General features: G+C 64.5%; 18 protein-coding genes and 1 tRNA gene. 11 read left to right on the forward strand and 8 right to left on the reverse strand.

Features of this window, described 5'->3' with window-relative positions; translation table 11 throughout:
- Positions 1–133: 133 nt before the first annotated feature.
- On the reverse strand, positions 134–859 hold the full coding sequence (locus M1E17_RS04715; RefSeq protein WP_457965787.1) for a hypothetical protein: 726 nt from the start codon (positions 857–859) through the stop codon (positions 134–136).
- Positions 856–1,593 carry a hypothetical protein gene (locus M1E17_RS04720; protein ID WP_457965789.1) on the reverse strand — a complete coding sequence of 246 codons (738 nt, stop codon included), beginning with the start codon at positions 1,591–1,593 and terminating at the stop codon, positions 856–858. Before M1E17_RS04720 ends, M1E17_RS04715 begins: the two co-directional genes overlap by 4 nt.
- A gap of 165 nt (positions 1,594–1,758) precedes the next feature.
- Between M1E17_RS04720 and M1E17_RS04725 the strand changes: the two genes are divergently transcribed.
- Both M1E17_RS04725 and M1E17_RS04730 read left to right on the forward strand, forming a co-directional pair.
- Positions 1,759–3,396 (forward strand): ABC-F family ATP-binding cassette domain-containing protein, encoded by a 1,638-nt coding sequence (locus tag M1E17_RS04725; RefSeq protein WP_457965790.1) that lies wholly within the window; start codon positions 1,759–1,761, stop codon positions 3,394–3,396.
- A 22-nt stretch (positions 3,397–3,418) separates the two neighbouring features.
- On the forward strand, positions 3,419–5,332 hold the full coding sequence (locus tag M1E17_RS04730) for an ABC transporter ATP-binding protein (RefSeq protein WP_457965792.1): 1,914 nt from the start codon (positions 3,419–3,421) through the stop codon (positions 5,330–5,332).
- A gap of 78 nt (positions 5,333–5,410) precedes the next feature.
- On the opposite strand, the gene M1E17_RS04735 is transcribed toward M1E17_RS04730, so the two are convergent.
- From M1E17_RS04735 to M1E17_RS04745, 3 genes are all read right to left on the reverse strand, one after another.
- The gene (locus M1E17_RS04735) at positions 5,411–5,815 is read right to left on the reverse strand and encodes an NUDIX hydrolase (RefSeq protein WP_457965793.1); all 405 of its coding nucleotides are present in this window, start codon (positions 5,813–5,815) and stop codon (positions 5,411–5,413) included.
- Positions 5,812–6,324 carry a DUF6314 family protein gene (locus M1E17_RS04740; protein ID WP_457965795.1) on the reverse strand — a complete coding sequence of 171 codons (513 nt, stop codon included), beginning with the start codon at positions 6,322–6,324 and terminating at the stop codon, positions 5,812–5,814. The genes M1E17_RS04735 and M1E17_RS04740 overlap by 4 nt, the downstream gene beginning before the upstream one ends.
- Before the next feature lies 1 nt (position 6,325).
- A tRNA-Arg gene (locus tag M1E17_RS04745) sits at positions 6,326–6,398 on the reverse strand.
- A gap of 83 nt (positions 6,399–6,481) precedes the next feature.
- Here M1E17_RS04745 and M1E17_RS04750 point away from each other — a divergent pair.
- Entirely contained in the window at positions 6,482–7,255 is a 774-nt protein-coding gene (locus M1E17_RS04750) for a DUF998 domain-containing protein (protein WP_457965796.1), read from the forward strand.
- A 30-nt stretch (positions 7,256–7,285) separates the two neighbouring features.
- Here M1E17_RS04750 and M1E17_RS04755 read toward each other — a convergent pair whose 3' ends face one another.
- Positions 7,286–7,912 (reverse strand): hypothetical protein, encoded by a 627-nt coding sequence (locus tag M1E17_RS04755; protein WP_457965798.1) that lies wholly within the window; start codon positions 7,910–7,912, stop codon positions 7,286–7,288.
- Positions 7,913–7,944: 32 nt separating this feature from the next.
- Between M1E17_RS04755 and M1E17_RS04760 the strand changes: the two genes are divergently transcribed.
- The 6 genes from M1E17_RS04760 (at position 7,945) to sucD (ending at position 16,057) form a co-directional block, all read left to right on the forward strand.
- Positions 7,945–8,775, forward strand: a complete 831-nt coding sequence (locus M1E17_RS04760; RefSeq protein ID WP_457965799.1) for an inositol monophosphatase family protein — start codon at positions 7,945–7,947, stop codon at positions 8,773–8,775.
- 167 nt (positions 8,776–8,942) lie between these two features.
- On the forward strand, positions 8,943–11,495 hold the full coding sequence (gene pcrA, locus M1E17_RS04765; RefSeq protein WP_457965801.1) for a DNA helicase PcrA: 2,553 nt from the start codon (positions 8,943–8,945) through the stop codon (positions 11,493–11,495).
- A gap of 234 nt (positions 11,496–11,729) precedes the next feature.
- Complete coding sequence (locus tag M1E17_RS04770; RefSeq protein WP_457965803.1) at positions 11,730–13,025, forward strand: glycosyltransferase; 1,296 nt, start codon at positions 11,730–11,732, stop codon at positions 13,023–13,025.
- A gap of 20 nt (positions 13,026–13,045) precedes the next feature.
- Positions 13,046–13,753, forward strand: coding sequence for a hypothetical protein (locus M1E17_RS04775; protein ID WP_457965805.1), 708 nt, complete (start codon positions 13,046–13,048; stop codon positions 13,751–13,753).
- 220 nt (positions 13,754–13,973) lie between these two features.
- Positions 13,974–15,143 (forward strand): ADP-forming succinate--CoA ligase subunit beta, encoded by a 1,170-nt coding sequence (gene sucC, locus M1E17_RS04780; RefSeq protein ID WP_457965806.1) that lies wholly within the window; start codon positions 13,974–13,976, stop codon positions 15,141–15,143.
- 11 nt (positions 15,144–15,154) lie between these two features.
- Entirely contained in the window at positions 15,155–16,057 is a 903-nt protein-coding gene (gene sucD, locus M1E17_RS04785; protein WP_457965807.1) for a succinate--CoA ligase subunit alpha, read from the forward strand.
- A 226-nt stretch (positions 16,058–16,283) separates the two neighbouring features.
- Here sucD and M1E17_RS04790 read toward each other — a convergent pair whose 3' ends face one another.
- Both M1E17_RS04790 and M1E17_RS04795 read right to left on the reverse strand, forming a co-directional pair.
- Complete coding sequence (locus M1E17_RS04790; RefSeq protein ID WP_457965808.1) at positions 16,284–16,766, reverse strand: SRPBCC family protein; 483 nt, start codon at positions 16,764–16,766, stop codon at positions 16,284–16,286.
- A complete protein-coding gene (locus M1E17_RS04795; RefSeq protein ID WP_457967568.1) occupies positions 16,763–17,122 on the reverse strand; it encodes an ArsR/SmtB family transcription factor in 360 nt (119 codons plus the stop codon). The genes M1E17_RS04790 and M1E17_RS04795 overlap by 4 nt, the downstream gene beginning before the upstream one ends.
- A gap of 307 nt (positions 17,123–17,429) precedes the next feature.
- Between M1E17_RS04795 and iolC the strand changes: the two genes are divergently transcribed.
- Positions 17,430–18,431 carry a 5-dehydro-2-deoxygluconokinase gene (gene iolC / locus M1E17_RS04800; RefSeq protein WP_457965809.1) on the forward strand — a complete coding sequence of 334 codons (1,002 nt, stop codon included), beginning with the start codon at positions 17,430–17,432 and terminating at the stop codon, positions 18,429–18,431.
- The gene (locus tag M1E17_RS04805) at positions 18,428–19,411 is read left to right on the forward strand and encodes a Cgl0159 family (beta/alpha)8-fold protein (RefSeq protein ID WP_457965811.1); all 984 of its coding nucleotides are present in this window, start codon (positions 18,428–18,430) and stop codon (positions 19,409–19,411) included. The genes iolC and M1E17_RS04805 overlap by 4 nt, the downstream gene beginning before the upstream one ends.

The following is a 19,411-nucleotide window of genomic DNA, read 5'->3' on the forward strand; positions in this document are numbered from 1 at the left end:
TGCAAAGGACCGTTGAGGCGCAAAACGTCCACGAATTTATCCCCGTTCGAAAACCCTGCGGCCCCGCCTTCACACATTCATGATTGTTTCACATTCTAATGATTTTGTGAACTGATGAAGCGTGCCGGGTGGTTTAAGTCTTTGAGCGCACCACATTGCGTCCGTACCGGATCCTCGCCGCCCAGATCAGCCCGAGCCCCACCACAAAGCACAGGACAGCTGTGTAATTGATGATGAACTCGGCGGTGCCCCACTGCGGCGGCACCAGAGGGAACAACAGCGTCAGGGCGATGGTCAGCGCTCCCGCTGCCAGCAGGAAGGCCGCGAACCGCACCATTGCCGGCAGTCTGCTCCGGACCGCCCTTACCATGGCAGGCAGCAAGGCGAGCGAGGCATAGGCGGGGTAGGCGCGGCCGGCGGCACCATAGAGCTCAGCCAACAGGCCGTTGCGGGCATCCTTGCCGGATACGGCCGCCATGCCTGCCGAGGAGCCGGCGGTATCCATCATCAGGAACAGCACCAGCACTGCGACGGAGATCAGCGCCAGGACACTGATTCCGATCCGCCCCGTAATGAAGCGGTGCCCTTCGACCGCCCCGAAACCCCTGGTCACGCGGATGCCCACGAAAAAGATGGCAGCAAAGATGACAAAACGGAGGATGAGGTTGGCAACGTTGATGCCGCCCAGAGCCTGATCGATGGCAACGTACGGTGCCTCGATGCTGAGCAGGATGGCTACTGTCAAGAGCGCGAAGATGTAGAAAACAGCCCGGTTCTGCCCGCGGAGGGCGCTGGGAATCCGGGCCGCGGCGGTGACGGCGCACAAGGCCAGTGTTGACCACTGAAGGATTTCGATCATCCCAGGTTCTCCCAGATCTTGTTGGTTTGTTCCTGATCGTGTTCCTGGCGGCGAAGCGTCCTGCCCAATGCCTGCAGGCGTTCTCCGGCGAGCGTCGTCAGCTCCCCGTCCGTCAGGGCGTCCAAGGCTGCCTGCCTGGCCCTCGCCGGCCACCCTGCCTCCTCCTCGGTGATCAGGCCGGTGGCCACGAGGCCGCCGGCAGGGCCAACGCCGGCAGCCAGGGACGTGGCCAGGGCCAGCTCCGGGGAAAGCCTGTTTGCGGTCAGCTGTGCCGAGTAATTCTGCGGCGCGATGCCCGTGGCAACCGACACACGGTGCCGCAGTTCGCCGTCGTCGATGGCTTCCACCCAGTTCTTGACGGAGGTGGAATGCGGCGCCGGGCTGAGGTCCGGCCTTTCGGTGGTGGGCTGCGCCGCCGGATCCACCGACTCGCGGGCGAGCACCGCCCGCAGGAGATCGGGAGTCGAAACCTGGCTAACCAGTTCGGACCTGGTGGGAGGAGGTTGTGGGTCGGCGAGTTCCCGGAACACATCGAAGCTGGCCAACGCCGTCACTGGATTGATGTTGAAGGCCCGGCTGATGCTCACCACGGTGGTTTCCGCGACCTTGCCGCGGACCAACTGCTGGGCCAGGGTTGTCCGTTTGATCCCGGAAATCCGGCAGACGTCAGCCGTGCTGGTGTCCGGCGCGATGCCTTGCAGCCAGCGCTGGAACGCCTTGGCGGGGAGGGGCATGGAATGCTCTCTGCAGAACGGATGTCTGCGCTAATTTTAGCCTGCCGGGTTGCCTGGGATTTTACCCCCGGCCGTGCTTCGACTATGCTTGATGGTCGAGCCCGTTGGTCCGTACACCCCCCAAGTCCGGACCGGCGGGTTCTTTCATGCGCCGAGGACGGACCAATGACTGCAACCCTTGTTGCCAAAGAACTTTCCGGTGGTCACGACCACCGCACGCTCTTCTCAAAGCTTTCCCTGACGGTGGCGCCCGGTGACGTGGTGGGGGTGGTTGGTGCCAACGGCGCCGGCAAGTCCACCCTGCTGCGACTGCTGGCCGGGGTTGACCAACCGCAGGATGGAACCGTCAGCCTTGCCCCAGCCGACGCCTTTGTAGGCTGGCTTCCGCAGGAGCATGAACGGGTAGCCGGCGAAACCGTTGCGGGCTATATTGCACGCCGGACCGGCTGCGCCCAGGCCACCGCCGAGATGGAGTCCACCGCGGAGGCCCTGGGATCTTGTGCTCCGGGTGCTGATGATGCCTATTCGCTGGCTTTTGACCGCTGGATGGCGTCGGGCGCGGCGGACCTGGATGAGCGGCTTCCGGCTGTTCTTGCGGACCTGGGCCTGGAAACCGGGCCGGATGCCCCCATGACCGGGCTCTCCGGCGGCCAGGCCGCCCGGGTGGCCCTGGCGGCCCTGCTGCTGAGCCGCTTCGACATTGTGCTGCTGGATGAACCAACCAATGATCTGGACCTGGCTGGACTGGCCAAACTGGAGGCCTTCGTCCAGGGGCTTCGCGGCGGGGTGGTCCTGGTGTCCCATGACCGGGAATTCCTGGCCCGCTGCGTCACCACCATTGTAGAACTGGACCTGGCCCAGAACTCCGTGGCTGTGTACGACGGCGGCTACGAGGCTTTCCTGGAGGAACGGGCCGTGGCACGCCGCCATGCAAGGGAAAGATTCGAGGAGTTTGCCTCCACCAAGGCGGATCTGGTCTCCCGCGCGCGTACCCAGCGTGAATGGAGCTCCCAGGGAGTTCGAAACGCCATGAAGAAGAGCCCGGACAACGACAAGATCAGGCGCGCGGCCAGTACTGAATCCTCGGAGAAGCAGGCGCAAAAAGTTCGGCAGATGGAATCGCGGATTGCACGGCTGGACGTGGTGGAAGAGCCCCGGAAGGAATGGCAACTGCAGTTCACCATTGGGCAGGCAGCGCGGTCCAGTGCCGTGGTGGCCACGTTGCGGGATGCTGTTGTGCACCAGGGAAGCTTCACCCTGGGCCCGGTCAACCTCCAGCTCAACGCCGGCGAGCGGATCGGTATTACGGGCCCGAACGGCGCAGGCAAGTCCACCCTTCTGCGGCTGCTGCTGGGCGTGCAGGCTCCGGACTCCGGGAACGCTGCCCTGGGTGCTTCGGTGGCCATCGGCGAGATCGATCAGGCGCGCGGCCTCCTGGCGGGGCACCTCAGCCTGGCGGACGCCGTCGAGGCCGTGCTCACGGACCAGACTCCTGCGGAAGTCAGGACGCTGCTGGCGAAGTTCGGGCTGAAAGCTGACCACACGGCACGCTCCGTGGATTCGCTCTCGCCGGGTGAACGGACCCGGGCAGCCCTGGCCCTGCTCCAGGCCCGCGGCGTGAACCTGTTGGTCCTCGATGAGCCCACCAACCACCTCGATCTGCCAGCCATTGAGCAACTGGAAGAGGCGCTGGGAAGTTATGAGGGCGCTTTGCTGTTAGTTACCCATGACCGCAGGCTGCTGGAAAACGTCCAGCTGGACGTGCGGTGGAATGTGGAAAACGGGACGGTAACTGAACTATGACAGACACCAAGGAGCGCCACCGATGAGCATGGAAGGGGTGGCCTGGAACTCCCTGTACAAGATCACCAGGGCCAAGAGCGGCTCCAAGCCGTTCTCCAAAGCCACCCTGAAGCGGGTCCTCGGCTTCGCCCGCCCGCACCGCGGGAAACTCATTGCCTTCGTGGCACTGTCCATCGTGATGGCGTTCCTCGCAGTGGCCACGCCGGTCCTGGCCGGCCAGGTGGTGGATGCCATTGTCGCCAAAGCAGGGGCTGACGAAGTGGTCCGGCTGGCGGTGCTTATTGCACTCGTGGCGCTTGCCGAGGCCGGCCTGGGACTGGTGAGCCGCTGGCTCTCGTCCACCATCGGCGAAGGCGTGATCGTGGGCCTTCGCACCAGGGTCTTTGACCACGTGCAGAAGATGCCGATCGCCTTTTTCACCCGCACGCGCACGGGCGCCCTGGTCAGCCGTCTGAACAATGACGTCATCGGTGCCCAGTCGGCCTTCGCCGGCACGCTATCCGGCGTGGTCAGCAACGTGGTGGCGCTGATCCTGACATTGATCGTGATGCTCGGTACCTCCTGGCAGGTAACCGTCCTGGCGATGATCCTGCTGCCGGTCTTCCTCATCCCCGCCCGCCGCATGGGTTCCAAGCTGGCAGACCTCCGGCGTGAGGCCGCAGAACACAACGCCGCCATGGGCACCCAAATGACCGAGCGGTTTTCCGCCCCGGGTGCCACGCTGGTCAAGCTCTTCGGCCGGCCGGAGGAGGAATCACGGGAATTCGCGGTGCGCGCCGGCCGGGTCCGGGACATCGGCATCCGCACGGCCATGCTGCAGTTCACCTTCGTCACCGCGCTGACCCTGGTGTCGGCGCTGGCCCTGGCGCTGGTCTATGGGCTGGGCGGCTGGATGGCCATCACCGGGCAACTCGCAGCGGGCGACGTCGTGGTGCTGGCCCTGCTGCTCACCCGCCTATACGCCCCGCTCACCGCGCTCTCCAACGCCCGGGTGGAAATCATGAGCGCCCTGGTCAGCTTTGAGCGCGTCTTTGAAATCCTGGACCTCAAGCCCCTGATCCAGCAAAAGCCGGACGCCGTGGCCGTGCCGCCGGGGCCCGTGTCCGTTGAGTTCGACGACGTCCGTTTCGCCTATCCGTCCGCTGACAAGGTGTCCCTTGCCTCGTTGGAGGAAGTGTCCACGCTGGACACCCGCGGCGGCGATGAAGTGCTGCACGGCATCAGCTTCCGGGTGGAGCCCGGCCAGACTGTTGCGCTGGTTGGCTCCTCCGGCGCGGGCAAGTCCACTATCGCGCAGCTGCTGTCCAGGCTCTACGACGTTGACTCCGGCGCCGTCCGCCTGGGCGGAACCGTGCCGGGGACTGGCCTGGACGTCCGCGACGTGACCTTTGACTCCCTGCGCGACACCCTGGGCATGGTCACCCAGGACGGCCACCTGTTCCACGAAACAATCGCCTCCAACCTGCGCCTGGCGCGGCCGGAAGCCACCGAGGACGACATGTGGGACGTCATCCGGCAGGCCCGGCTGGAAACAATGATCCGTTCCCTGCCCGACGGCCTGGAGACCGTCGTGGGGGAGCGTGGCTACCGGCTCTCCGGAGGCGAACGGCAACGGCTCACCATCGCCCGGCTCCTGATCGCGCAGCCCAGGGTAGTGATCCTGGACGAGGCAACAGCCGCTCTGGATTCCACCAACGAAGCCGCCGTGCAGGCTGCACTGGGCGCAGCGCTCGAGGGGCGCACCGCCGTCGTGATTGCCCACCGGCTGTCCACCATCCGGGCCGCGGACGTCATCCTGGTGGTGGAGGATGGAAGGATCGTGGAACGGGGCACGCACAATGAGCTCCTTGCGGCCGACGGCCGGTATGCCGAGCTGTACCGGACGCAGTTCGCCGAGGCCACGGCCGTGGCGGAGGAAGCCGTTCCGGAGTTCTAGCGCAGGCACAGGCCGCCGGTTCATCGAAGCGTGAGATCCCACCGCTTAGCCACGGCTGAAGCGGCGGGATCTCACCCCTCAGCGTCCGGAGGCGGCGAGCTCCGGGAGGATGTGGTCCGTGAGCAGGGGAGCGAGGTCCTGCGGCAGTTTAGCGGCCAGGTCCAGCCAGCGGATCTCCGCGATCTCGGCCGATGGATGTGCCGTCCAGGTTCCCGGGGCTTTGAACACGGTGGCTTCGATGTCGGTGCCGGCCTCATTGGCGGCGTCGGCGATCCAGATGCCCATCAGCTCCAGCTCGCGGGGATCCAGGACAATGCCCACCTCCTCTGCGAGCTCCCGGGCTGCCGCCTGCACTGCGGTTTCGCCGGGTTCGGGCTTTCCACCGGGGTGCATAAACATGCCGGTGCCGCGTTTGCGGACGGTCAGCAGGCGTCCGGCGTCGTCGAAAACACACACGGCGGAGACAACGATTCTGGGCTTCACGCTTCCGAGCCTAACGGTGCTTGGGCGCCGGGCGTCCCGGCCAGGCGTTTCAGGGTGGAGGCCAGCAGGAGGTCCTTGTTGGGGCCTTTGACGTCCCAGGTGTAGCTGAACCGGTCCGGACCCTCCATGGCATAGGCCACGCGGTAAGTGTCCGGATCGCACCAATGCCGGTCCAGGTTGGCTTCCGGGCTGAAACTCATCCGGTGGAAGGGACGTCCGTCGGCGAAGAGGACGTCCAGCGCGTCTGGCCCGCCGGCGGGTTTCAGGAGGTATTCGCGCGTGGCCGGTCCGGTGAAGGAGGGCCAGCGCATGGTGCCTTCCTCCTGGTAGGCCAGGCCGCCGTCGTCCGTCACGGAGAACCGGACGACGCCGGAAAAGGTTCCGTGGGTGCCTGTGGCGCGGTCCAGCAACTGCCGTTCAATGGTCCAGCGGCCGGCCATCAAAGGAGCGGACTCAGTGGCGCCGAGCAGGTAGGCGCGAAGGTCGAATTCCTTCTCGGAAACGTTCAAGTGCCCTCGATTGGAATCGAACCAACGACACCGGCTTTAGGAGAGCCGTGCTCTATCCACTGAGCTACGAGGGCGTATGTCCGCTGTCCCGGCAGGGCCGGTCCGTCCGGACACGGTTACAAGCATACAAGGTGGGAGGCCGTACTACGCTCTTGGCATGAGTTCAGCCCCGATGTCCGCTCCAGCCCTGGCCTACATTCCCGACACAGCTTCCACCAGGCAGTACATCGGGGCATGGTCAGTCCTAAGCGTGCTGCAGTATTTTGCCGCGGAAGCTGCGGTGATCGGCGGCTGGGCCGGACCGCAGCCCTACGACCGGCGGACGGGCTACATCAGCGATCTGGGGGCGGTCCACTGCGGCGTCTTCGACGGCCGGGACGTCTGTTCGCCGCTGAACTGGCTCATGAACGCCTCGTTTGTTGTTCAAGGCCTGGGAATGCTGCTCGGGGCGCTGCTCCTCAGTTCAGGGCTGCTCTGCATCGCGGCGAGGGCCGGTGCCCGTGTCCAGCCCGGACCCCGCAGGAAGCCCTGGCTGGCGGCGATCTGGGTTCGGATATTTGTCGGAACCGCCGGCGCGGGCACCGTCATCGTGGGTCTGGTTCCCGAGGATGTGGGTTCGGGCTGGCATTTTGCCGGTGCTGTTATGTACTTCATCGCAGGGGCCTTGGGACTGTTGGTTTTGGGGGTCCTCTGGCTGGACCAGTCGCCGCTGGGATGGTTCATCCTGGTGTGCGGAGTGGTGTCTGCTGCCGCTCTCGCTACTGGCGCACTCACGCGGATGGACGTTCCGGAGCCCGGGACGCTGGAACGCCTGATGGGCTATCCGGTCACGCTGGGAGTGGCAACTGCCGGCCTGGTGATAGCTCAGCGGGTGCACCGGCACCGGAAGGTCCGCAAAGCCACCCGGGCCCAGGCGGTTGCACCGCACTGAGGCATAAGACGAACTGATTTGCCGGCAATCTCAGTTGTTTTGACGGCGCGCGCGGCGCAAAAAGACCGCCGCCGCCCCGGCCAGGAGGCTGAGGACCAGCAGGACCCAACCGGCGACGGTGAGCGCGGACGCCAGGGCAACCTGCCCGGCGTCGGGCGCTTCAGAAGCCAGCACGGAATCAACTGCTACGTTTCCCCAGAGCCTGGCCACCACAAACAGCAGAGGGGCCGCCCACAGGGCCCAGCGCAGCCCCTTGCGTGCAACGTTGGTGCCGATCAGCAGCACCCAGGTAAAGCCGAAGATCAGCGGGAAAAGGGTTCCGGCCGTCTTGTGGATGTAGTTCAGCTGGCCGCGGGCGTCGTCGTCCATGGCACCGCGCAGCCGTTCGATGTAGCCGGCGTCGAAGCCGCCCAGCAGGGAATCTGGCATGGCCAGGCCGCCCGAGAGCTGCGTCAGCTGGTTCAGGGTCAGCAGGTGGACGTACCAGAACAGGAAGAGGCTGGCCACCACTCCCGCAACGACGATGAGGTTGCTGTTGCTTTGGGCCTTTTGCGGCGAGCGGGCTGTGGTGGGGTTGATCACCGGCGGAAGGTGGTGCTGCGGAACAGCAGCCTTGGTGCCGTGCTTTTTGATCCGCTGTGCAGGGGTTTTGGCCATGGCACCATTATCCCGCCCCATAAACTGAAGCCATGACCATTGGCCGGCACAGCGCTGTTGAACTTGACCCCTCTCTGGACGACTACCAGTTGGCATCCGCCCTGGTCCGGGAGGCCGGCCAACTGGCGCTCCTCATGCGCATGGCGGGCCTGCAGTCCCAACAGAAAACGTCCATCTCGGACGTGGTGACGGCGGCGGATCACGCCGCGGAGGCCTACGTGCTGGAGCAGCTGCAGCGCTGCCGGCCGGAGGATGGAATCCTGGGTGAGGAGGGTGCCTCTGTCCAGGGCCGCAGTGGCCGAACGTGGGTCATCGACCCCGTGGACGGCACCTACAACTTCCTGCACGGCTCCACCTACTGGTGCTCAGCCATCGCCCTGAAAGACTCCTCCGACGTGCTCCTGGGTGCCATCTTCCAGCCCGAGGAAGACAAACTCTGGCTGGGCGGCAGCGGGCGGCCGGCCACGCTGAATGGCGAGGCACTCACCGTCTTCCATGACAACAGCGGAGCACGCAATGGCACTGCTGTGGCGGAATTTGGTGCGGCCACCTACATCCACCCCAGCTGGCTTATGGACCCACTCTGCGCCATGCCATGGCATGCGGCCGCAACGTCCGCCGCGGCTTTACGAATGCTTGGCTCCGGATCCTGCGACCTTGGCAGGGTGGCGGACGGCCAGCTGGGCTGCTGGTTCCAGCACAGCTGCCCGGAGTGGGACTGGCTGCCAGGCAAGGCAATCGTCCGCGCCGCCGGCGGCGCCACGGACACCGTCCGGGTCAACGGGCTGGAATGGTTTATGGCCGGAGGCACGACGGCGGTGCGCGAGTTGCGTGCGGCCCTGCAGTCCGCCTCGGTGGGCTAAGCCGCGGCGCTGGAGTTTTTGTCCAGATACGGCGACTTTCACCCCCGGCAAGTCGCCACAAATGGACAAAAACTCTCTCGCGGGGAGGGGGTTGTGGGGGAGTGGTGCGGCAGTAATCCACAGGCTGCGAAGTGAGTGTCGGCCCCACCGCCTAGACTTGTAGCACCATGGATATGTTGTTTGACCCGTACTCTGACGGACCGTTCAAGGCCGCTTCCAAAGCTGCCACCTTCACCAAGTCGCGCCCGGAAGTCCTTGCGGCGGGGGCGGAAGTCAGCGGCGGCGGTGCCGACTCCCACCCCGCCCGCTGGAAGAAGCCGGCACCCCAGGAGCACGGAGACCAGCCTGAGGGCAGCCGCATGGCGCGCCACCGGCCGGACGCCGCCCAGCTGCTGCAGGGCCTGAACCCGCAGCAGGAGGAGGCCGTCAAACACTCCGGCAGTGCCCTGCTTATTGTCGCCGGTGCCGGGTCAGGCAAAACCAGGGTGCTCAGCAACCGGATCGCCTACCTCATCGCCACCGGGCGTGCCCATCACGGCGAAATCCTGGCCATCACCTTCACCAACAAGGCCGCCGCGGAAATGCGTGAGCGCATTGAAGCATTGGTGGGCGGCCGGGCGAAAATCATGTGGATCTCCACCTTCCACTCGTCCTGCGTACGGATCCTGCGCCAGGAAGCCGCCAACGTCGGCCTAAAATCCAACTTTTCGATCTACGATTCCGCCGACTCCCTGCGGCTCGTGACCCAGGTGTCCAAGAGCCTGGACCTGGACCCCAAGAAGTTCGCGCCCAAAGCCATCCAGCACAAGATCTCGGCGCTGAAGAACGAACTCATTGACGCTGACTCCTTCGCCTCAGCCGCCAATTTCAACGACCCCTTCGAAAGCGCCGTTGCGGACGTCTTCAAGGGCTACACCCAGCGGCTGCGGCAGGCCAACGCTATGGACTTTGATGACCTCATCGCCGAGACCGTCTACATGTTCCGGGCCTTTCCGGCGCTCGCCGACTCTTACCGCCGGCGTTTCCGCCACGTCCTGGTGGACGAGTACCAGGACACCAACCACGCGCAGTACGCGCTGGTTCGGGAAATTGTGGGCGAGGGGCCCGGAGCCTCCGAACTCACCGTGGTGGGCGACTCCGATCAGTCCATCTACGCCTTCCGCGGAGCCGACATCCGCAACATCGTCGAGTTTGAGAATGACTACCCCGAGGCGCGCACCATCAAGCTGGAGCAGAACTACCGCTCCACGCAGAACATCCTGACCGCAGCCAACTCGGTCATTTCCCGCAACCCCAACCGCCCCGAAAAAAGGCTGTGGACGGCTGAGGGCGAAGGCCACAAGATCGTCGGCTACGTGGGCGAAAACGAACACGACGAAGCCCAGTTCATCGCCAAGGAGATTGACCGGCTCCAGGATGAGGACAATCTTCGCCCCGGGGACGTGGCCATTTTCTACCGCACCAACGCCCAGTCCCGCTCCATCGAGGACGTCCTGGTCCGCGTGGGCCTGCCATACAAGGTGGTGGGCGGCACGCGCTTCTACGAGCGCAAGGAGATTAAGGACGCCCTCGCGTATCTGCGGGTCCTGGTCAACCCGGACGACGACGTCAACCTGCGCCGGGTGCTCAACGAACCGAAGCGAGGGATCGGTGACCGCGCCGAGGGCGCCGTGGCTGCCCTGGCGCAGCAGGAGCGGATGTCCTTTATGGCTGCGGCGCGGCGTGCCGAGGAAGCTCCCGGCATGGCCACGCGTTCGGTCAACGCAGTCCTGGGTTTTGTGAAACTCCTGGATGACCTCGCCGAAGTAGCTTCAGGGTCCGGCGCCGCCGCGGCACTGGAGGCCGTACTGGAACAGACCGGGTACCTGGCCGGGCTGCGTTCCAGTACGGATCCACAGGATGAGTCCCGCGTGGAAAACCTGGCAGAACTCGTCGCCGTCGTGCGCGAATACGAACAGGAAAACCCCGAAGGTTCACTGGGCGCTTTCCTGGAGCAGGTATCCCTGGTGGCGGATGCCGACCAAATCCCTGACGCCCCCGGCTCCAACCCCGAAGAGACCGCCGCTGCCGTCGCCGAAGCCAGGCGCCTCGGTGTGGTCACCCTGATGACGCTGCACACGGCCAAGGGGCTGGAATTCCCTGTGGTGTTCCTGACCGGAATGGAGCACGGGCTGTTCCCGCATCAGCGGTCCGCCACCGATCCCAAGGAACTGGCCGAGGAACGCCGGCTTGCCTACGTGGGCCTCACCCGGGCCCGGAAGCGGCTCTACGTGACCCGTTCGGAAGTCCGCAGCATGTGGGGGCAGAGCCAGTACAACCCCGCCAGCCAGTTCCTGGAGGAGATTCCCTCCGAGCTGGTGGAATGGAAACGCGAAGGTTCCAGCAGGCAGACCGGAGGCTGGGGGAGCGGGCCGTCCATCGGCTCCAGCCGCTACGGCGGGTCCTTCTGGGGTGCCGGCACGGCCCGCGGGGCTGCCGCGGATGCCAGCGCCGGCTTCAACTCCGATGTTCCGGCCGCCATCGCCAAGAGCCGTGTGCAGCCGCAGAAGGAAATTGTCGCCGTCACCGTGGGGGACAAAGTCAACCACACCAGCTTCGGCAACGGCACTGTCCTTGCTTTGGAGGGTGCCGGGGACAAGACCGTCGCCAAGGTGAAGTTCGACGTCGGCGAGAAGCGCCTTCTGCTGCGTTACGCTCCGCTGACCAAACTCGACGCCTAAGCCCGGGTGCCCGGGCCGGGCTGAAAGCGGGCCGGGGGTACGCGGGCCGGGGGTATGCGGGCCGGGGGTACGCGGCCCGGGGCCCGGGGCCCGCGGGTCCGGTCCCTTGCCGGTGCTTTCCTTGAGGACTACAGTTCAGGAATCCTTTCCAGGCAGCTGCGCGCATCATGCGCGGACAGCTTCGAAGGGAAAACCGAAGCAGGGCAGCGCGCAACGGACACATGGGGATGGACAATGAATATCCTTTTCGCCAGCCAGGCCGTTGACGGCCACTTCAATCCGATGACAGGCGTGGCCGTCCGCCTCAAGGAGCGGGGCCACAACGTTGCGTGGTACACCGGCCCCGTGTTCGCGGAGAAGCTCGGCCAGCTCGGCATTGCGCATTTCCCCTTCCGCCGCGCCATTGAGCACCGGGCGGACAACCTCAATGAGCTGTACCCGGAACGGGCCAAACTGAAGGGGCCCCGGGCGATCGGCTTCGACGGCGAAAAGATCTTCGCCAGCAACATCACCAATTTCTTCGAGGACATCAAGGAACTGCAGCAGGACTTCCCGTTTGACGTTGTGGTCGCGGACAGCTCCATGTTTATCCAGCGGCTTGCTTCACGTCTGCTGGGAAAGCCGGTGGTGAGCTTCGTGGCGGTTCCAAACATGGAAAGTGATCCGTTGGTGCCGCCGCTCTTTTTCGGGTTCAAACCGCCGCGGAACCCGGGAGAAAAGGTGCTGCAGACCGCAGCCGGGCTGCTCTCCGACAAGGTCATTCTCAGGCCTGCCAGTCTCAGCTACCGCCGCCAGCACGCCGCGTACGGGCAGGAAGTGCCCCGGCATGGCAGGTTGACTGATGAGCCGTACCGCTGCTCGGCGGCCATCATCCAGACTGGACCGGAGTCCCTGGATTTCCCCCGCCGGAACGTGAATGCCAAAGTCCATTACGTCGGAGCGCTGCCGCCCTACCGCGCCCCTGCCACTGACCGTTCCGAAGGCCGTGACAATGGCTGGGCGACTTACCCCAACACTTTCCTGGTTACCCAGGGAACCGTGGACAACCTGGACCACAACAAGCTCATCGTTCCGGCCCTGGAAGCCGTAAAGGACATGGACGCGCTGGTGATTGTTGCCACGGGGGGCCGCGGCACGGAGGCGCTCAAGGCACGGTACCCGCAACCCAACATCATCGTGCGGGACTACGTGGATTTTGCCCAGGTCTTCGAGTTCGCCGATGTCTTCATCAGCAACGGCGGGTTTGGTGGGGTACAGCTAAGCCTGTCAAAGGGCGTTCCACTGGTGGTCGCGGGCATTAACGAGGGCAAAAGCGACGTCAACGCCAGGGTGGAATACGCAGGGGTGGGCATTAGCCTCAGAACAGAGTCGCCAAAACCCGGCGACATTGCCAAGGCAGTCACCCAGGTCCTCACAGAACCAGGCTGGAAAAATAGGGCCCGGCACATGAGCGAACAGTTCAAGGCGCAGGATCCGGCCGAAGCCGCTGCCGACGTCGTGGAGGGCGTTGTGGGTCCCGCCGGGGGCTGAGCTTTGATCAATGCCGCATAATGGAGCCCATGCGACCGACTGTATGGGGGATTCTGGCCGCCCTCTTTTTGCTGACCGCCACGGCGTGCACCATCACCACGGAGGACCCCGGGTACGTTCCGCCCCCGCCGCTGCCCGCCCTGGAACAGCTGGAACAGGCACCCCTGGCAGACTCGGGCGATTTTTCCCAGGGACAGGACGTCATCTCCTTTATCACCGAGGACCGGAACGTTGTCTGCTCGCTGACATCGGCGCGCGGGGAGCACATCGACCTCCCGTATGAGCAGAACAGCTTCAGCGACAGCGCCAACAACAAGCTGGCCACCGTGCCAGTTGCCCACTGCGAGCTGGCCGTCTACGTGAAGCCTGCAGCAAAGGACGTGAAGGACGACTGCGCGGGCACCGGACTGGGCTACCTGGGCGGAACGGCGCTGCTGACGCCGGAGACCGCCAGTTATGGGGAATGCCGCTCCGGCGTCACACAAATGGAGGCTGCGTACGGACCGAAGGGGAGCCAGAGCGGACCATTGACTCAGCTTCCGGTGCTGGCAGAGGGGCAGAACATCGAACGGAACGGGCTCCGCTGTTCTGCCTACAACGGCGGCGTGGCATGCGGAAATGTGTCCGCGGGCGTGGCATTTTTTGTTTCCCGGGGAAGCTACGAACTTATTTCGAAGGCCCCGGAAACCGGGGTTGGGGCACCGGCAGGGCCCTCAAAATCCGCGTAATTCCGGGGTTTTTCTACGCTCCATAGAATAGTGTCGTTACTCACATAAGCGGTACTCTGGGACGGGCCCGTCCCCAGAAAGGACTAGAGTTCGAGAGGAGCATTGCGCCGCGTGGCTCGTTTCCAACCAGTCTCAGGCGCTTGCAATCCGCAGCCCGGTCATCGTCTTCGATGGTGTCCGACTGTACAGAAACTACTTCGACGTAGAAGGACACTAAACCGTGGACCTGTTTGAATACCAGGCGCGCGATATGTTCGAGGCGCACGGTGTACCCGTGCTTGCTGGCATCGTGGCGTACACCCCAGAAGAAGCAAAGGCAGCAGCCGAGAAGATCGGCGGCGTAACTGTCGTCAAGGCCCAGGTCAAGGCCGGTGGCCGCGGTAAGGCCGGCGGCGTCAAGGTTGCCAAGACCGCCGATGAGGCACTTGAGCACTCCACCAACATCCTGGGCATGGACATCAAGGGCCACACCGTCAACAAGGTGATGATTGCCCAGGGTGCCGACATCGCCGAGGAGTACTACTTCTCCGTCCTGCTGGACCGAGCCAACCGCAACTACCTGGCCATGTGCTCGGTTGAAGGCGGCATGGACATCGAGCAGCTCGCCGTCGAACGCCCGGAAGCGCTGGCCAAGATTGCCATCGATCCTGCCATTGGCATCGACCAGGCAAAGGCTGACGAAATCGTTGCGGCCGCAGGGTTCGCTGAGGAACTTCGCGGCAAGGTGGCCGCTGTGATCCTCAAGCTCTGGGACGTCTTCAAGAAGGAAGACGCCACCCTGGTTGAGGTCAACCCGCTGGTGAAGACCGGCGAAGGCGAGATCGTGGCACTGGACGGCAAGGTCTCGCTGGACGAGAACGCCGAATTCCGCCACGCCAAGCACGCCCTCCTTGAAGACAAGGAAGACACTGACCCCCTTGAGGCCAAGGCCAAGGCCCAGGACCTCAACTACGTCAAGCTGGACGGCGAAGTGGGCATCATCGGTAACGGTGCAGGCCTGGTCATGTCCACTCTGGACGTTGTTGCCTACGCCGGTGAGAACCACGGCAACGTCAAGCCCGCAAACTTCCTGGACATCGGCGGTGGAGCTTCCGCCGAGGTCATGGCTGCAGGCCTCGACGTGATCCTCGGCGACGAGCAGGTCAAGTCCGTGTTCGTGAACGTCTTCGGTGGCATCACCGCGTGTGACGCCGTCGCCAAGGGCATTGTTGGTGCGCTGGCTGAGCTGGGCCACTCCGCGAACAAGCCGCTGGTAGTCCGCCTCGACGGCAACAACGTCGAGGAAGGCCGCCGCATCCTGGCCGAGGCCAACCACCCGCTGGTTACCCTGGCCGCCACCATGGACGAGGGCGCCGACAAGGCCGCCGAGCTCGCCAACGCAGCTAAGTAAAGGGACGCACCATGTCTATCTATCTGAACAAGGACTCCAAGGTCATCGTCCAGGGCATCACCGGCGGCGAAGGCACCAAGCACACCGCCCTGATGCTGAAGGCCGGCACCAACATTGTTGGCGGCGTCAACGCCCGCAAGGCCGGCACCACCGTGCTGCATGGTGAGAACGAAATCACCGTTTTCGGCACCGTCAAGGAAGCCATGGCCGAGACCGGCGCTGACGTTTCCATCGTCTTCGTGCCGCCGGCGTTCACCAAGAACGCCGTTGTGGAAGCCATCGAGGCCGGCATCGGCCTGGTGGTTGTCATCACCGAAGGCGTTCCGGTCCAGGATTCCGCCGAGTTCTGGGCACTGGCCCAGTCCAAGGTTGACGCCGACGGCAACCAGGTCACCCGCATCATTGGCCCGAACTGCCCCGGCATCATCACCCCGGGTGAGGCCCTGGTGGGCATCACCCCGGCCAACATCACGGGCAAGGGCCCCATCGGCCTGGTTTCCAAGTCCGGAACCCTGACCTACCAGATGATGTACGAACTGCGTGACCTTGGCTTCTCCACCGCCATCGGCATCGGCGGCGACCCCATCATCGGCACCACGCACATCGACGCCCTGGCCGCGTTCGAGGCCGACCCCGAAACCAAGGCGATCGTCATGATCGGCGAAATCGGTGGCGACGCTGAAGAGCGTGCAGCCGACTTCATCAAGGCCAACGTCACCAAGCCGGTTGTTGGCTACGTGGCCGGCTTCACCGCACCCGAAGGCAAGACCATGGGCCACGCCGGCGCCATCGTTTCCGGTTCCGCCGGAACCGCCCAGGCCAAGAAGGAAGCCCTCGAGGCCGCTGGTGTGAAGGTCGGCAAGACGCCGTCCGAGACCGCCACGCTGCTGCGCGAAGTTTACGCAGCCCTCTAAGTTCCAAAAGTCGCACAGCACGAAAAGCGCGGGGTCACCTGCCGTCCGTCAGGACGGAGGTGGCCCCGCGCTTTTCCGTATGCCCGCGCTTTTCCGTATCCCCGCGCTTTTCTGTAAGCCCGCGCTTTCTGTAGAGCCTTTCGATAGAGTACGACGACGGCCGGTTCGGTTCGCCGGTAAGGTGAGCCACCGCCGTCGTACTCCATAGGTTCTGACTCTGTCGGTCCTAGACTTTCGCGCTGCTCAGGAGTTCGTCGAGCCGTTCGTAGCCTTCGGTCATGCCGCCCTCCATGCCGGACTGCGCCATGCCGTCGCGGGCCTCCATAGTGGGGTAGACGGAGTGGCCCCGGACCCGGCAGCGCCCTCCACCCAGATCCTCGAAAGTGAGGAATTCGATGCTGACCACGTCAGGGTAGCCGCCGAATTCGAAGGTCTGTATGGCGAATTCGTTCTCCCGGACGGTATGGAAGACGCCGCTGAATTCGTAGCCAACGCCGTCCGGCCCGGTGTGGAGATACCGGTAGCTGCCGCCGGTCCGGAAATCGTAGTGGTCAACGTCCATTTTGTAGCCGCGCGGACCCAGCCACTGAGCGATGAGCTCGGGCTCTTTGTGGGCGCGGAACACGTCATCCACCGGGTAATCGAACTCCCGCTCGAAGTCGATGAAGGGGAGGCCGTCCGGGATGTTGAGTTTCAGGGAATTGCTCATGATGAGTCCTTTGCCTGCTTGCCGCTCGCTGCGGCCTTTGATTGGAGCACGGCGTCGAGGCTGCGGAACTGCCCTTCACGAACCAACCTGTATTGGTCGATCCATGCTGTGAGCGCCTCCAACCGTGCGGGATTCAGGTGGACGGGCCGGCGCTGCGCATCCCGTGTACGGGTCACTAGCTGCGCCTGCTCGAGGACCTGGATGTGCTTTGAGACCGCCTGTTTGGTGATCGCAAAGGGTTCCGCCAGTTCATTCACAGTGGCCGGACCCCGGCTGAGCCGGGCGATGATGCTGCGGCGCACCGGATCGGCCAAGGCCATAAAGGCCGAGTCCAGGGATCCAGCGTCCGCGTTCATCGAGGTCAGGCCTTTCATGCTTATATCAACCGATTCATTTACCAATTAATACGTTGATCAACCTTTTGGTTGTTAACCACAATAGGACGCCTCCCGAAACCGGTCAAGAACCTTCCTGAAAATTCCCCTGGAGCCGATTCGCGGGCATGATGTCAGTATGTCAGTACAAACTTTGACAGGGCCGAGGTTCTAGGGCAGAGTGGTGATGTGGCCCGCTCACTGGGATGCCTGACACTCCGGCCAGGGCTGCAGGCGCTGCCGGGGCGCCCCGGAGGCACCGTTGACACCAGAAAGGTCCACCCTCACCGTGAACCACGAACTGCTCACCATCGGGCGAATCAGCGTTGATATCTACCCGAATGACATCGGCGTGGACCTGGAGGATGTCACGTCCTTCGGTAAGTACCTCGGTGGCTCCCCGTCCAATGTTGCGGTGGCGGCTGCCCGCCATGGCCGGCGGACCGGTGTGATCACCCGGACCGGCGACGACGCCTTCGGAAACTACCTTCGCCGGGAACTGCGGAAGTTCAACGTGGATAACACCTTCGTCTCCGCCGTGAAGGAGTGGCCCACGGCTGTGACGTTCTGCGCCATCAAGCCGCCGGAGGATTTTCCGCTGTACTTCTATGGGCGCCTTCCCACCGCGCCGGACCTCCAAATTGCCGCCGAAGAACTGGACCTGGACGCCATCAGGGACGCCGGAATCTTCTGGTCCACGGTGACCGGCCTGTGCCAGGAACCCAGCCGCACCGCCCATCTGAAGGCCCATGAGGCGCGGCCACGCACCGGGCTCAAGGATGGCCAGTTCACCATCCTGGACCTCGACTACCGACCCATGTTCTGGACCTCCCAAGAGGAAGCCCGGGCCGAAGTCGCCAAAATCCTGCCACACGTGACCGTCGCGATCGGTAACGACAGGGAATGCGCGGTGGCCGTGGGTGAGGGGACCCCCGATGAACAGGCTGACAGGCTGCTGGCGGCCGGCGTCGAAATCGCCGTGGTCAAGCTTGGAGCCGAGGGGGTGATGGCTAAAACCCGCAGCCAGCGTGTGGTGTCGGCTCCGGTTCCGGTGGAAACCGTCAACGGACTGGGGGCCGGAGACTCGTTCGGTGGGGCCTTCTGCCACGGGCTGCTGTCCGGCTGGCCACTGGGCCAGGTCCTGGACTACGCCAACGCGGCAGGTGCAATCGTCGCGTCCCGTTTGTCCTGCGCTGACGCCATGCCGACGCCGGCCGAGGTCACCTCGCTGCTGGCGGACCGTGGACGGCTCCCGCGGGGTCACGTTGCCACGGAAAGGGCAGTGCTGTGAGTCCGAACCCCGTTCCCTCCGTCGCCGAGATTAGTGACGATCCGCGCCGCTACCAGCACCTCAGCATCATCCGGCTGGAGGATCCCGAAGCTGTTGCCCGCGCAGCCCGCGACCGCCGTCGGCATCCGGGCCCCAAGTTCGGCAAACAGAACTTCATTGTTGCGGCCGATCATCCCGCCCGCGGAGCCCTGGGGGTTGGCGAGGATCCTGTGGCCATGGCTGACCGCCGCCAGCTCCTGGACCGCTTGAGGGTTGCTTTGGCCAACCCTGACGTGGACGGGGTGCTCGCCTCGCCCGACATCCTGGACGACCTGCTGTTGCTTGGCGCCCTTGAAGGCAAGCTGGTCTTCGGTTCGATGAACCGCGGCGGCCTGGCCGGTCTGGTCAACGAGTTTGATGACCGCTTCACCGGGCACACGGCCGAAGCGTTGGAAGCGCTCGGCGCCGACGGCGGCAAGATGCTCACCCGCATCTGCCTGGGCGATCCGGACACGGTATCCATGCTGGAGGCCACCGCCAAGGTCATCGATTCCCTCGCGGAGCGCAAGCTTATCGCGATGGTGGAACCGTTCCTCTCCGTGCGCGAAGAAGGCAAGGCCCGCAACGACCTTTCCCCTGACGCCGTGATCAAGTCGGTGGCCATCGCCCAGGGGCTCGGCTCCACCAGTGCCTACACCTGGCTTAAACTCCCGGTGGTGGCGGAGATGGAACGCGTGATGGCAGCCACCACGCTGCCAACCGTGCTCCTCGGTGGAGACCCGGAGGGAACCCAGGATGAGGTGTTTGCCAGCTGGCAGGCGGCACTGGCGCTGCCGAACGTGCAGGGGCTGACAGTAGGACGGACCCTGTTGTATCCGCAGGACGGCGATGTGGGCGGTGCCGTGGCTACCGCGGCCAGCCTGCTCCGGCACGCGAACCGGGTAGAGCAGCCAGAGCATCAGAACACTGCGGGCAGAGTCCCTGCACAAGTATCGGAGTAG

It is taken from the genome of Arthrobacter sp. D1-29, assembly GCF_054130585.1.

Coding starts and splice junctions, on each gene's coding strand:
- M1E17_RS04760 (WP_457965799.1), top strand. CDS start 7,945: ATGACCATTGGCCGGCACAGCGCTGTTGAACTTGACCCCTCTCTGGAC.
- M1E17_RS04750 (WP_457965796.1), top strand. CDS start 6,482: ATGAGTTCAGCCCCGATGTCCGCTCCAGCCCTGGCCTACATTCCCGAC.
- M1E17_RS04795 (WP_457967568.1), bottom strand. CDS start 17,122: ATGAACGCGGACGCTGGATCCCTGGACTCGGCCTTTATGGCCTTGGCC.
- pcrA (WP_457965801.1), top strand. CDS start 8,943: ATGGATATGTTGTTTGACCCGTACTCTGACGGACCGTTCAAGGCCGCT.
- M1E17_RS04775 (WP_457965805.1), top strand. CDS start 13,046: ATGGAGCCCATGCGACCGACTGTATGGGGGATTCTGGCCGCCCTCTTT.
- M1E17_RS04755 (WP_457965798.1), bottom strand. CDS start 7,912: ATGGCCAAAACCCCTGCACAGCGGATCAAAAAGCACGGCACCAAGGCT.
- M1E17_RS04730 (WP_457965792.1), top strand. CDS start 3,419: ATGAGCATGGAAGGGGTGGCCTGGAACTCCCTGTACAAGATCACCAGG.
- sucD (WP_457965807.1), top strand. CDS start 15,155: ATGTCTATCTATCTGAACAAGGACTCCAAGGTCATCGTCCAGGGCATC.
- M1E17_RS04725 (WP_457965790.1), top strand. CDS start 1,759: ATGACTGCAACCCTTGTTGCCAAAGAACTTTCCGGTGGTCACGACCAC.
- M1E17_RS04770 (WP_457965803.1), top strand. CDS start 11,730: ATGAATATCCTTTTCGCCAGCCAGGCCGTTGACGGCCACTTCAATCCG.
- M1E17_RS04790 (WP_457965808.1), bottom strand. CDS start 16,766: ATGAGCAATTCCCTGAAACTCAACATCCCGGACGGCCTCCCCTTCATC.
- M1E17_RS04720 (WP_457965789.1), bottom strand. CDS start 1,593: ATGCCCCTCCCCGCCAAGGCGTTCCAGCGCTGGCTGCAAGGCATCGCG.
- M1E17_RS04715 (WP_457965787.1), bottom strand. CDS start 859: ATGATCGAAATCCTTCAGTGGTCAACACTGGCCTTGTGCGCCGTCACC.